Here is a 12,556-nt window from a genome sequence, read left to right on the forward strand (position 1 = left end):
ATGGCCAACCGCAAAGGTGGCCAGACCACCATCACCGAGATGCAGGACACCTCGATGGACCGGATCATGGCCCGCGGGGTGTCCAAGGTCGCCGTGTACGCCTCCCCGTGGATCGTCGGCGTACTCATCCTTGGGTTGGGGTCAGCGTTCCACTTCATCCTCGACTCCGACGACCCCGAGACCGTGGCGTGGACGTCGTGGTTCATGGCCTTCTGCTCGGCCGTGCTCGCGGCCGTCGCCTACGGGCAGTCGCATGCGCGTGGGCCGTGGGGGCGCACGCACACGACGCTGACCACGTTCCTGGCCGGGCTGTGGGTGTGCGGCGCCACCTTCCAAGGAGTGCTGCATCCGATCTTCGGACGCCTGTCGCTGATCGGCGGCGTGACGCTGGTCCTTACCTGGAACATCCGCTCGGCGATTCGGCACACCGGGCTCGACACCCCTGGCGCCGTCCAGGACAAGCTCGGGTGGTTGTTCGGCCACGGCGCCGAAGCCGCCGGCATGCCGGGCGTGCAGGCCCGCACGACCAAGATCGGGCAGCACAAGGTCGAGGGCAAGGTCCAACTGGAGCAGGGCCAGCAGGTCGCCGAGGACTTGCAGAAGAAGGTCAAGTACATCGAGTCCGGCGTCCCCCTGCCCCCGGGCTCCATCATCGCGACGCTCGACCCCGACGACGCCAGTCAGGCAAACGTCAGCGTCTCCGACCCCCGCGTGCTGCGCAACCGGATCCCGTGGCCGGGCCCGTCGCGGCCGAACGGGTCGATCGGCGAGGCGATCCGTCTCGGGTTGTGGCAAGACCTGGACCCGGTCGAGTGGACGATCCTGGGCGCGCACGTCGTCATCAACGGCATGACCGGCTCGGGCAAGTCGATCGGTGGGGCGTGGAACTTCCTGGCCGAGGCCGGTACCCGGTATGACGTGGCGATCTTCGCGGCGGACACCGCCAAGCAGGACCAGACCCTCGGCCCGCTGCGCCCGATGTTGCACCGCTTCGAGACCGACATCAAGCAAGTGCGCGCCATGCTGCGCCGCCTGCACGAGCAGGCGCCCAAGCGCACCCAGTGGCTGGCCGAACGCGGCTTCCAGAAGTGGGTGCCCGGGTGCGGCCTGGCTTACTGGATCGTCTGGTTGGAGGAGTTTCCGAAGATCTTTGACGCGCTGCCGTCCAAGGAGCAGGACAAGTTCTTGGAGCTGGTGAAGGAGCTGCGCTCGGCCGGCGGCACCATCGCCATGAGCCTGCAACGCAGCGACTACAGCCAGATGCCGACCTTGGCGCGCGGCCAGGGCGCAAAGTGGTGCTTCGGCCTGGAAAGCGCCAAGGACGCCAAGTTCGGCCTGTCGGAAGCCCAGCAGGAGACCGGCGCCGCCCGGCCCGAGCTGTGGGCCAACAAACGGGCCGGCATGTCCTACCTGGACGCGCCCTCCATTCCCGAGGAGCGGATCGCGATGCCGAACCGCACCTGGGACTGGGGCGAGAGCGACCAGGAGGCTAACGCGCGGATGCGTCGGCACGCCGAGTCTTGGCCTGCGGCGGCCAAGGAGGTCGACGAGTTCACTGCGATCATCTGCGCGAACTACGGCCCCGACGCCGTCGGCGACGAGGATCGAGAGGAGGACGACGAGGACGACCCGATGGCCGAGCACGTCAAGACCGAGGACCCCTCGCCCGACATCGAGGCCAACGCCGACGACCCGATCGAGCCGCTCAACAAAGCGAAGTTCCCGCCGCGGCCCGCGCCGAAGATGCCGCCCGAGCAGGCCCGTGGGGTGCTGCTGGAGCAGCTCGCCGCGTGGGTGCGCGCCGGGCGGGAGGAGTTCGCCACCCGGGACCTGAAGGAGGTGAAGGAGCGCACCGGGTACAGCTCGCGGGGCTGGCTGAACGACCAGTTGACCCTGCTGGCCGAGGACGGGGTCATCGAGCGGGACGACATCGCCCGGTGCTACCGGATCTTGCGCGCCGATCTGCTGGCCGGGGACCCCGCTGGGGTGTGAGGTGTCGCGTGGGGGCTGGGGGGTGTCGCGGGAGGAGGGGTTACAGGTCAGGGGCTCGCGACACCTGTCGCGACACCTTGCGACACCCCGTCGCGACACCCTCGCGACGGTGCCGCGACACCCCGAACAAGATCACAAAGAGCGGATCGCGCGCATCCCACGCGCAGCCGTGCGCGCGGGGGGCACGGTGACCCTCTGCCACGCGCAGGCGTGGAAGGCGTGGCGGCGCTTATCACCCTGGCGAGGGGGACAAAGGACAGCGCCGCCACGCCCGAACCCGCCTGACCCACGCTGCGGGTGGACAGGCCAGACGGGTGGCTTACCGCGCGTGCCCGAGCAGGATGCGTTCCCACAGCCTCTCGGCGTCGGGGTAGAGCATCAGCTCGGTTTCGGTGACCTGAGGCGCGGCGTCCTGGGAACCGTTGCGCACGGTGCGGCGGATCCAGGCCCGCCCGCCGCCGGTCATCAGGTAGTACACGGTCTGCCGGCACTCGCACGTCCAGCGCAGCACCCGGGGGCGCTCCATGCGGTTCGCCTGCTTGCCCCAGGTGAGCCGCTGAGCGGCGCGCCTGCTCGCCCTCTGGTGGACGTGCGGGGCGTGGTCCACATGTCCCTCGGTGGCGCTGATCGCCGTCTCGTGTCGTCTCACGCCGCATCCTTCGGACCTGGCGAGTACCGGGCTTGGTGGGCGATTTCGTCTTGCACGGCCAGCGCCGCGATCAGGCCCTCGGCGTCGTCGCTCGCCAGGAACGGCACCAGGCCCGTCGCGCGCTGGGCGGCGGTCAGGTCGGCGTGCCGGGTGGCGGTCCACCCGGCCGGGATGCCGTGCTCGTCGACCAGGCGGACGATGAACCACGCCGGGTAGGTCTGCTCGATGGCGTGAATCTGCTGGGCCACCAGGCCGGCCAGGAAGGGGACGACCGGCTGCTGCGCCGGCAGCGGCAACGGCCCGGACGGCGGAAAGTAGCCGCCCACCGACGGCCGGGCCGCGGGCGACATGCCGTAGGGATCGGTCTGCTCGCCCTGGCTGGTCATGCCGTGTTCCGTGTGGGTGCGCCTCGGAACATCGCGGTCAGCTCAGCCTCGCGCATCAGACTCCGCAGTTCGTCGACGGAGGCCGCGGCTATCCGCACCGGCTCCGCCGTCCACTTGGCGAACGCGATGAACTGCCGGGTGCCCTCGCCGTAGAGGATCACCCAGGACGGTTCCATCTGGTCGAGCTGCGCGGCGTCGGCCTTCTTCTCGGCGTCCCAACGGCGGGAACGGAACCGGGGCGGCAGCCCGCCGTCGCGGTGCCGCCCGATGGGCCGGCTCATGCCTCGGCTCCGCTCTGACCGGTCGCCAAGCGGCAGGCCGCGTTGCGGAGCACCCACCAGCTACACAACGTCGCACCTGGTAACGGGTTGCTCATGTCGCGACGGTACGCCGGGGCCTAGCGTCTAAGTTTCACGCGATTGTGAAACTCTCGGCGCCCTCAGGCTGCGATCCCCATGCGTCGCGCGACGCCCCGCAGGCGCGTCGGAACGCGGCGCTGAGTGTCCAGGAGCCGGGCAATGGTCTCCCGCGCCATGGGGTGATACCGCGTCCGCTGGGCGGCAATCTGCTCAGCCCGCAGGACGCAGTCGAGAGCTTTCTCCGGCTTGCGCTGCCACAGCCACGCCCGGGACAGATCGATGAAATGGTGCGAGGTCCGCTCGGCCGACAGCGACGGCGGAAGCTCCAGCCCCGCGCCGCGACGGATGGCCTCGTCGGCGTCCCCCAGTTCGATGGCGACCGCAACCTCGTGGATCGCGGTGTTGCTCGGGCCGAACAGCAGACCGTAGTCGGGGGTGTCGTGGCGGACGCGGGCAGCGACATCCCCGGCTTGAGCCATGTGCTCCCACGCGTCTCCCGTGCGACTGTCCCGCGCTGCCAAGATCGCGGCACGGAGATGGAGGGTGCCGTACACACTGAGCACCGCCTGGTCGTCGGACAGGTCCGCTTCGAGGCTTTCGCGGGTTCGGCTGAGCAAGGTCAACCCTCCACCGTAAGCGCCCGACGCGACGAACGCCATGCTGCGGCGGACATCAGCGACCGGCGGCAAGAGCGGGTCATCGGAGCGCCCCGCGGCCCACGCCATCCGTTCCACCGCGATGTGAAACAAGTCCAGGTATCCCAGCTTGTAGGCCATGGAGTCCGCAGCGCTGTAAGCCGAGGCCAGCAGGGAATACACCTCGGCCTCTCGGCTGGCTCCGATGGTGTGGGCGTGGACGGTCAGCTCTTTGATCACCGCAGGGAGCATCGTTCCCAGCTCGACGTACCGTGCCGCTTGCCGGAGGGCTGTGGCGCGGTCGACGGCGGCACGCAGGTCAGAGACCGAGCGCGGCGGCACGTCGAGTTCTGGGGTGATGTCCCAGTAGACGAGGGCTTCACGGATCTCGGGGATGGTGGCGTGGATGCGATCGGTGTCGGCGGTGCGTCCCCGGTACGGCTGCCCGGTAAGTTCGGTCACCTGCACGCGGAGCGCACGCGCCACGGCCCCGATCAGAGAGGGGGTGGCTGGCTTGTGTCCCCCCTCAACCTGAGCGATCAAGCTCTTAGAGCAGGGAACCAGCTCGGCAAGCTCGCGCTGTGTCAGCTTGCGCAGCTTCCTTGCGTGGGCGATGCGGCGACCGATCATGTCATCGCCGAAAGGGACCGTGTTAACCTCGCTCATAAGCCCTGACCTTCCTGAAGCCTCGACAACTTCAGCGTAGGCCCCAGGGCTTTTCTCTTGCCAGGACCAACCCGGCAGGGACTCCAGGCGCGACGAAGAAGCCCCGCCCACCCTCCGAAGAGGATGAGCGGGGCATGCCGTCCAGGTGGCCGAGGGTCCGGCCCCGGCGCGCGGGCTACCGAATTCCGCAGACTTGCGCTTTTCGGTAAGCCAATCGTCCGGCCCCGGCGTGCGAGGGGCTGAACATGTGACCAGTCACATGTTCAGGGTCTCTGAGGTCCGTCCCCGGCGCGCGAGGGGGGAACGATTCGTTCCCCCCTCAGTGACGTGCGGGAATGTCCAGGTCTTACCGCTGATCGAGCGGCAGGTCCGGGCGGGCGGTGTGGCGGGCCTTGAACCCGGCGAGCCACGCGATTCCGGTCGGGATGAGGGCGAAGCTGATTGCCTCCAGCGGGTCCGGGAGGAACTCGATCAGCGAGTGATCGGCGTCCACGGCTTGGAGGACAGCGAGGCCGGCGACCGACGCGAGGAAGGTGCCGAGCGAGGCGGCCTTCACCTTCCATTCGACCGGCGGCTTGGTCGGGGTGCTCGGGGTGATGGGGGCTTCGTTCATGAGGGACTCCTCGGGTGATGCAGGCATAGAAAAGACCCGCGTCGCCGCAGGTCAGAAAGTCGAACGCCGCTCAGTTAGTTGCAGCGGGCGCCGGGGCGGGGTCGTCGTCGGTGACGTCGAGCCGCACCCGGACGTTCTCGATCGCCGCTTCGATCCGCGCAACGAGCGCGTCGGCGTCGACAGAGTCGTTCTGCGCAGCCAGCGCGTCGGCCAGCGCCCGCAGGGCTATGTCCTGGGCGCCCAGCTTGGCCAGGATCACGCGGAGCTGGGCGTGGCCGTCTTTGCCGTACGCCCAGATCTGCCGGAACGCGGTCTTGGGGTCGATCTTCTGGCCGGGCTCCAGGATGCCTTCGCGGGCCGCCCACACGTCATCGGTGACGGTGCCGGTCATCCGCTCGTAGACGGCGTCGGCGATCTCCTTGGCACTGGGCATGTCGTCCTCCTGGTAGTCGGGGTTCCAGAACCCCGCGATCACGTTGGCGGCCCTGACCCTGCGCTTGCAGGCGTCCGCCGTGTTGCCCTCGATGGTCTGCACCCGGCCGTCCGGCAGCACGCGCTCGACGATGCCGACGTGGTCGATGGCGCCGATCTGGTCGCTGCCGCCCCAGTCGAAGAAGACGACGGCACCGGGCCGGGCGTGGGCGCGGATGTTGGCGGTGGTGCCGGGATGCCAGCGGCCGGCGCGCTGCCCGTCCTGGGCATGCCACACGGTGAACGCCCGGTCCCCGGCCGGGAGCACGGCGTCGGCGCTTCGCGACTGGCGGGCCCAGTGGGTGATGCTCATCTGGCACCACGGCGCGTTCAGGAACTCCTGGCCGTGCCGGGCGGCGTACTCGCGGGTGATCGGGTTGGGCCGGCCGGTCATGCCGAGGTCGCGCCGGGCCTCGGCGAGCACCGCCGCGGCGGTCACAGCGGCTCCCCTTCGCCGCGGTAGATGCCGGTGTCGTCGAGCACGTAGCCCAGGTCTGCCAGCACCTGCTCTTCGTCTTCCTCGGTGGGCCCCCAGTCGTGGCGGTCGACGCCCTGCTCGACAAGCCGCGCCTCTTCGGATGGTCCGCTCACAGCTCTCCCTTCGGTTCAGCCGTCTTGCAGCCGGTGGATCTCGGCCCGGGCGATCGCCAGCTCAGCGCGCAGGCTGGACACCTCCGCGGCGAGGGCTTCGATCTGGCGTTGCTGGTCGGCGAGGTCGGCCTTGAGCTCCTTGTTCTCGGCCTTGGTCTCCTGCATCTCGGTGCGCATCATCACGACGACCTGGTCGGCGGTCTCTACGGCGACCGAGTCCGAGCCCCGGTCGAGCTGCCGCAGTTCGCTGCGCCGCCGGGTGAACGCGAGGATGGCCTGGACGATGCCGCCGCCGACGGCTACCTGGGCGATGGACAGCAGGATCTGCCCCCAGGTCACTCGCCCTCCGCGTCGTGGAGGCGGACGGCATTCCTGGCGTGCCGCATGATGATCTGAACTTTGATCACGGAACCGACGGCCAGGGCGGTGGACAGGATGCCTGCGGCCAGGCCACCGAGCCCGAGCCCGCCGACCACGGTGATGGCGTAGAAGCCGTAGCCGCCGGCCATCATCCACAGGCCAGGGATCTCCATGGTGGAGCGGCCGGCGTACAGGCCGTACAGCTTGAGCAGGCCGCCGGCGGCCAGGCTGGCGCCCCACAGGTGGGCCATGATCTCGGCGCTGGCGCGCAGGCTGTTGGTCATGCCCTGGGAGATGTCGTCTCCGAGGACGGCGGCGATGCCGCCGAGCACGACGGCTGCGCTGGCGGCGACAGTGCCGAAGGGGTTGAGGCGTAACCTCTCGCGCCGACTGATCATCATGACCGTTCCGGCCTTTCGTGGGGGGTGCCGCCCGCGGGAGGCGGCGGGCGGCACGTCTATGGGGCGGGCGGCGGGGCCTGCTGCTCGTCCGGCTCGGTCTCAGAGTCCGCCGGCGGGGGGTCCTCCTCGTCCGGCGGTTCCTCGGCGGGCGGTTCCTCTTGCGGGGGTTCCTCGACCGGTGGGCCGTCGCCCTCGCGCGGCGGTGCGTCCTGCCAGCCGGGGACGTCGGTCAGCCACAGCGTCCACAGGTAGGCGGCGTCGTCCAGCGGTTCGGGGTAGGAGTTGATGACCCGGCCGCCGGCCTGCTGCGCGGCGGACTGGCGGGTGATGGCCTCGGCGTCCTCGTAGGGCAGTTCGAGAGGGTGCCCGTAGGAGTAGATCCACTGAATCCGGACCATCTCGTCGGGGTTGTCGGGGTCGGGGTGCCACTCGGGTGGGCCGCCCTTGCTCATGTGGTGAGCCTCCGCACCCGGATCAGCGACCCGGCGTAGACGGTGGTCGCGATGCCGAAAGAGCCGGACAGCTTGGCCCATTGGAGGCGGAACACGCCGCTGGTGAGGCCGACGCGCAGCACACCGCGGGGCATGGCCACGCACCGGGTGAAGGTGCCCTGCCCCACCCCGCCGGGGCTGGGGGTGTTGCCGAACGCTTGCAGGGATCGGGAGACCGGGCCGGAGCTGGTGACGCCGGAGGAGATCAGCGAGTCCGACATCCAGTCGAACGTGGAGCCGCTGGGCCCGACAAACCCGATCTTGAAATCTTCCCGTTCGTCGGCCTCGTAGATGAGGAACGCCTGCACCCAGTACTCGGTGCCGGCGACCACGTCTAGGAACAGGTGGTTGTCGTCCTGCATCACGGTGGAGTTGTAGGTCTCATCAGCGGTTTTGATGATGTGGACCTGTTGCAGCGGGTACCGGTTGAGGTCGGAGGCGGGTGGGCGCTCGCCGTCGGTGAAGTCCTTGATGGGCATCAGGGCACCATCCGGGAGACCATCAGCAGGGAGCCGGACTTGACGATGGTCGAGGTGGCCGAGGAGGCTCCCTGCGCCCAGCGCAGCCGCAGCGGCCCGGCCGTGGAGGCGACCCGCAGCAGGCCCTCGGGCATGGCCACCGCGTTGGTGCCGGCGCCGAGCGCCCCGCAGATCTCGTCCTGGGCGGCTGAGCGGCGGCGGCGCCACAGGTCATCAGCGGTGGAGGTGGCGCCGTCGGTGAGCCCGTTGGAGGTCCACTCCAAGGTGGCGCCGGACGGCACCGACCACCCAATCTTGATGTCTCCGCCGGTCGCGCCGTCGTAGATCAGGAACGCCTCAAGCCAGTAGTCGGTGTTGGCTTGCACCTGGAGGAAGAGCTGGTCGTCGTTCTGTGCCGTGGTCGTCGAGGTGATCGACTTGTTGGTGCTGCGGACCACGTGGGCCCTTTGCTGGAAGTAGCGGTTGATGTTGGCGGCCGTGGGCGGTGCCCCGACCTGGAAATCCTTGATGGGCATGGGTCAGACCTTCAGCCGGGTGAGGATGATCTGCGATCCGGTCTTCACGGTGACGTTGGTGCCGGCCCCGGCGGTGTTCTGCGCGAACCGCATCTGCAAGCTCCCCGAGGATCCCGCGGTGCGCAGGATGCCCTTCATTGCGCAGATCGCATCCCCGCTGGACCCGCCGATGGTGGCGGTACTGGCCGCGGTGAGTGCGGTGCGGCTGACCCGGTCCACGCTGCCGGTGGCGGCGAGCGCGAGCCCGTTGTTCGACCAGTTCAGCGTGGCGCCTGAGGGGGTGTTCCACGCGAGCTGCATGTCGTTGGCGGTGGGGGCGTTGTAGATGACGAACGCCTCCACCCAGTAGTCGGTGTTCGCCTGCACCGCGAGCAGAAGCTGGGAGTCGTTGACCAGGGTCGTGGAGTTGGTGACCGCCTGGTCGGAGGTTTTGTTGACGTGCATGCCCTGCACCCAGAAGCGGTTCAGGTCCGCGGCGTAGCCGACTTCGTCGTGGCCCCACGTCTTAAACGGCACGTCAGTACACCAGCGAGTTGGAGTCGACCCGGCCGAGCGTCGGGTGGCCGAGCGTCCAGAACGAACCCGCGCGGCCGGCGGCCTGCAACGGCCACGAGGTCTCCCACCGTGGTGCCCCACCCCGCCCCGCACCGATCTCGTGGGTGACGCCTCTGATGAACACCTCGCGGGACACCAGGTCACCACCTCCGGGGGGTTGGCGTTCGATGAGGATCCGGTCTCCGATCTCCCGGCCGAGGACCACGGGGAACAACTCGTCGGGGTCGGCCTCGGGTCGGACCACGAGTTGGTCGAACCGCAGCTCGGGTTCCTTGGCGATGGACAGCACCCACTGGGCGTAGGCCAGGGCCTCGGCGTCGGACTGCATGATCAGGTCGTCGCGCGGATAGGTCTTGGTGCGGTACTCCGCGCGTGAGGCGGCATCGGACGCGGTCTGCGGCGCACCGCCCACCCGCGCGATCCTGACGTGGTTGGCCATCTGGGAACGGTCGTAGGCCACGCCGACGTCGTGGTAGGTCAGCCGCCCGCGCGCTGAACCGCCGGGTCCGAACCGGGCCTGCGCGATGGTGGACCGGGTGTCGACGAGCAGGCCCTGCCGGTTGCGGAACACCACGTCACCGGACCCGTTGACGTACACCTCGCCGATCTCGGTGTCCGCGACGAGCTGCAACTCCGACAGGCCGTCGCCCTCCAGGGTGGTGGCTTGGAGCGTGGTGTTGCCGACGGCGATCTGCCGGTCTGAGGCTGGCCAGTCCAGTGAGTCCAGGATGCGCTCGACCCGGTCGCCGGCGTCTTCCCCGGCACCGACGGCCGCGACCGGGGCGCGGTCGTAGTCGGCCAGCACGCCAAGGCCGTCGGTGCATGGCACGGTGACCTCGGAGTCGTAAGTCTGCGTCCAGTTGATCAGCCAGTCGTCCACGAACCCGGTGAACAGATCCCAGGTGAACGACGCGGGCCGGGAGCTGGAGGAGGCGTGCGCGGTGCCGGTCCACGAGCACGCCGGCAGGGACCCGTCGCAGTACGGCGTCGCCGCGGGCTTCTCCTCGGCTTGGACGGCGTCGATGTAGGCGACGATCTGCCCATCGGCGTGGGTGTCGTTGGTCCAGACCTGGACCTCGATGTCGTCCAAGGTCGCGGTCAGGACGGCGGTGCGGGTGACCCGGTACCAGGCGTCTGCGACCAGCCCGGCTGTCGACACGAAGTCGAACGTCACCCCGTCGGCGCCGATGACGATGCCGGTGACCTTGGGGAACGACGCGGCCGGGATGTACACCCACGCCGAGATGGTGACGGTCTCCCCGGTGGTCGCACCGCCCGCGACAGAGGCGACCGCAGCGCCGTAGAGCTGAAACGGTGGGTTGGTCGCGGTCCGGCGGATCTCCAGGGCGTAGCCGCCGTGCCGGGCCACGTCCGGCACCCGGGAGATAGCGGTGTTCGCGGTGGCCGCCCACCCGGTGGTGTCGGTCTCGAACGAGGGGTTCTGCACCAGGTTGGTGGTCGCGGCGAAGGGGAAGCTCGCGCGCAGGCGAATCGGCCGGCCGGGCTTGACCCGGGTCGCGCTGCCGCTGCCGAACCCGGTGAGCTGCTTGGCCGCCAAGGATGCTGTGGTGTAGGAGCCGGACTGCCGGTCGGCCAGCTCCGACCAGCCGTCATCCTGCGGCGGGGTCCACGTCGCACCCGAGGCGCCGCCCTGCGACCCGGCCGCGACCCGGATCTCCAGGTCGTTAGTCGCGTGCGGCGTGGTGGCGGGCGTCCCCATCGCGGCGGACTCCGGGTTGGACTGGGAGAGGACGACCTCGGAGGAGGAAGCGTCCCAGTCCCGCACGGCGACGATGATGACCACGCCGTCAGCGCCGGAGTTCTGCGTGAAGGTGTAGCTGCTGGGCTCGCTGCCGCCGGCGGTCTTGGCCCACACCTTGCCCAGCAGCGTGTCATCGCCCTCGGAGCGGGTGCCGATGGCCGTCCCCCAGGACGCGCCACCGGTCGGGGTGCCCATCGACCCCAGGGTGGTGCCGACGTCGCAGAAGTGGAACGCCAGCAGCCTGTGCCCGGACAGGACACCGGACGGCTTGGACACGGTGAAGCTGCCGGTCGTACCGGACGCGCGCGAGGAGACGCCCACCACGCTGGCCTGGAGGCCGACCGCCGACTTGACGTCGACCGTCCAGCCCTGACCGTAGGACTGGGTGACCTCGCACGTGAACGTCCGCACCCCGCTGTCGGAGGCGTACGCCTCGGTGTACGGCCCCGCGAGGTTGGTCGGGTCGAACCGCCTGTCCCGGTTGTCCAGGCGGATGGTGGCCGTCCCCGCGTCATAGCGGGTGATCGGAGACTCCACCCGTGAGGACCCGCGCTGGACCGACGCCCCCCGCAGCCACGGCGAGATGTCGGTCCAGGTCGGCTCAGTGAACTGGCACTCGACGATGATCTGCGGATAACTCACGCCGGAAGCCGTCGCTTCGACTTGGCCATGTACCCATCCAGCATCTCGTAAAGATCTTTCGCGATTGCGTTCATGTTGGGGTGGTTGGGGATGTTGAAGTGGTTGTGCACCTCGATGCGGGGACCGGCGACGCCCTCGTGCAACTGCCGCTGGGTGAAGGTGTACTCAGGCCGGGGGGTGCCGTTGTACTGGAGTTCTCCAGGGCCGAGAACGCCGCCGGAGTCCATCACCTTCATGCCGTACCGGCGGGTGAACAGCCCGTTGCTGGCGCCGCGGGCACCGCCGCCGATGACCACGCCGCGGCTGCCACGGGACTCGACGTTGACCCCGGCCAGGGTGCCGGCCATGTGCCCGACACCGGCATCGGTGACGCCGACCATCACGGGACTGCGAAGCCCGCGGCGGAATCCACCGGGCCCGCTGTTGGCGCCGAAGGAGTGCGTGGAGAACAGGCGCGAGTGCGGGTTCTTCCCCTTGATCTTGTTGACCACGGCGGACCACAGGCCCGAGCAGTCGTAGCCGCGCGGGCCCACACCACCCCAGACGTAGGGCTTTCCGCCCTGCGCACGGGCCCACCGCAGCGCGCCCTGTACGCCGGGTCCGCCGGCGAAGTCCTTGTTGACCTTCTTGGCGACGTCCTTGCCGATGGTGGTGGCCCATTGGCCGTAGAGCCGGTTGGCCGCCGTGGTGATCTCGCGTACCCGGTCCAGGCCGGTGACGCCACCGCGGTGGATGATGCCGCCGTCGGCGAAGAACGCGCCCTCCCCGCGCAACCGGTGGCGACCGACGCCCACGCCTTCGCCCATGGCGTTGCGGACGGCGGACACCCCGCCAGTGCGGGCCTTGGCGTTCCAGTAGTCGACGAGGCCGGGGCCAACCGCTTTGGTCCACTCCGGTCGCATGACCGCTTCGCCGCCGGACAACCCTAGGGATCCGCCGGTTGGGCTGTTGAACAGGTGGACGTCGCGGCCGGGGGTGTAGCCCGGCAG

The 12,556-nt window shown here is 69.5% G+C and carries 15 protein-coding genes and 1 pseudogene; 1 reads left to right on the forward strand and 15 read right to left on the reverse strand.

What is annotated here, in order from left to right; all coding sequences use genetic code 11:
- On the forward strand, nucleotides 1-1,992 hold the full coding sequence (locus PYR91_RS28060) for a hypothetical protein (protein ID WP_279784516.1): 1,992 nt from the start codon (nucleotides 1-3) through the stop codon (nucleotides 1,990-1,992).
- A 319-nt stretch (nucleotides 1,993-2,311) separates the two neighbouring features.
- Here the strand turns inward: PYR91_RS28060 and PYR91_RS28065 are convergent, their stop codons facing one another.
- The 15 genes and pseudogenes from PYR91_RS28065 to PYR91_RS28135 all read right to left on the reverse strand — a co-directional run.
- A complete protein-coding gene (locus tag PYR91_RS28065; RefSeq protein WP_279784518.1) occupies nucleotides 2,312-2,641 on the reverse strand; it encodes a hypothetical protein in 330 nt (109 codons plus the stop codon).
- Nucleotides 2,638-3,027: a hypothetical protein gene (locus tag PYR91_RS28070; RefSeq protein WP_279784520.1), complete on the reverse strand. Its 390-nt coding sequence runs from the start codon at nucleotides 3,025-3,027 to the stop codon at nucleotides 2,638-2,640. The genes PYR91_RS28065 and PYR91_RS28070 overlap by 4 nt, the downstream gene beginning before the upstream one ends.
- Nucleotides 3,024-3,308, reverse strand: a complete 285-nt coding sequence (locus tag PYR91_RS28075) for a hypothetical protein (RefSeq protein WP_279784521.1) — start codon at nucleotides 3,306-3,308, stop codon at nucleotides 3,024-3,026. Before PYR91_RS28075 ends, PYR91_RS28070 begins: the two co-directional genes overlap by 4 nt.
- 158 nt (nucleotides 3,309-3,466) lie before the next feature.
- Entirely contained in the window at nucleotides 3,467-4,687 is a 1,221-nt protein-coding gene (locus PYR91_RS28080) for a helix-turn-helix transcriptional regulator (RefSeq protein WP_279784523.1), read from the reverse strand.
- A 346-nt stretch (nucleotides 4,688-5,033) separates the two neighbouring features.
- Nucleotides 5,034-5,300, reverse strand: coding sequence for a hypothetical protein (locus PYR91_RS28085; protein WP_279784525.1), 267 nt, complete (start codon nucleotides 5,298-5,300; stop codon nucleotides 5,034-5,036).
- A gap of 70 nt (nucleotides 5,301-5,370) precedes the next feature.
- Nucleotides 5,371-6,210 (reverse strand): CHAP domain-containing protein, encoded by an 840-nt coding sequence (locus PYR91_RS28090; RefSeq protein WP_279784527.1) that lies wholly within the window; start codon nucleotides 6,208-6,210, stop codon nucleotides 5,371-5,373.
- Nucleotides 6,207-6,362 (reverse strand): hypothetical protein, encoded by a 156-nt coding sequence (locus tag PYR91_RS28095; RefSeq protein WP_279784529.1) that lies wholly within the window; start codon nucleotides 6,360-6,362, stop codon nucleotides 6,207-6,209. The genes PYR91_RS28090 and PYR91_RS28095 overlap by 4 nt, the downstream gene beginning before the upstream one ends.
- 15 nt (nucleotides 6,363-6,377) lie before the next feature.
- Entirely contained in the window at nucleotides 6,378-6,701 is a 324-nt protein-coding gene (locus PYR91_RS28100; protein ID WP_279784530.1) for a hypothetical protein, read from the reverse strand.
- A complete protein-coding gene (locus PYR91_RS28105; protein WP_279784532.1) occupies nucleotides 6,698-7,123 on the reverse strand; it encodes a hypothetical protein in 426 nt (141 codons plus the stop codon). Before PYR91_RS28105 ends, PYR91_RS28100 begins: the two co-directional genes overlap by 4 nt.
- Before the next feature lie 56 nt (nucleotides 7,124-7,179).
- Complete coding sequence (locus tag PYR91_RS28110; protein ID WP_279784534.1) at nucleotides 7,180-7,575, reverse strand: hypothetical protein; 396 nt, start codon at nucleotides 7,573-7,575, stop codon at nucleotides 7,180-7,182.
- Nucleotides 7,572-8,093: a hypothetical protein gene (locus PYR91_RS28115; protein WP_279784536.1), complete on the reverse strand. Its 522-nt coding sequence runs from the start codon at nucleotides 8,091-8,093 to the stop codon at nucleotides 7,572-7,574. The genes PYR91_RS28110 and PYR91_RS28115 overlap by 4 nt, the downstream gene beginning before the upstream one ends.
- Nucleotides 8,093-8,608 carry a hypothetical protein gene (locus PYR91_RS28120; RefSeq protein WP_279784537.1) on the reverse strand — a complete coding sequence of 172 codons (516 nt, stop codon included), beginning with the start codon at nucleotides 8,606-8,608 and terminating at the stop codon, nucleotides 8,093-8,095. The genes PYR91_RS28115 and PYR91_RS28120 overlap by 1 nt, the downstream gene beginning before the upstream one ends.
- A gap of 3 nt (nucleotides 8,609-8,611) precedes the next feature.
- The gene (locus PYR91_RS28125) at nucleotides 8,612-9,124 is read right to left on the reverse strand and encodes a hypothetical protein (protein ID WP_279784539.1); all 513 of its coding nucleotides are present in this window, start codon (nucleotides 9,122-9,124) and stop codon (nucleotides 8,612-8,614) included.
- Between the two features lies 1 nt (nucleotide 9,125).
- Complete coding sequence (locus tag PYR91_RS28130) at nucleotides 9,126-11,567, reverse strand: hypothetical protein (protein WP_279784540.1); 2,442 nt, start codon at nucleotides 11,565-11,567, stop codon at nucleotides 9,126-9,128.
- Nucleotides 11,568-12,067: 500 nt separating this feature from the next.
- Nucleotides 12,068-12,160: pseudogene (locus PYR91_RS28135) on the reverse strand (NlpC/P60 family protein); the annotation flags it as partial.
- Nucleotides 12,161-12,556 lie beyond the last annotated feature (396 nt).

The sequence above is a fragment of the Sphaerisporangium sp. TRM90804 genome (assembly GCF_029846175.1).
Lineage (GTDB): Bacteria > Actinomycetota > Actinomycetes > Streptosporangiales > Streptosporangiaceae > Sphaerisporangium.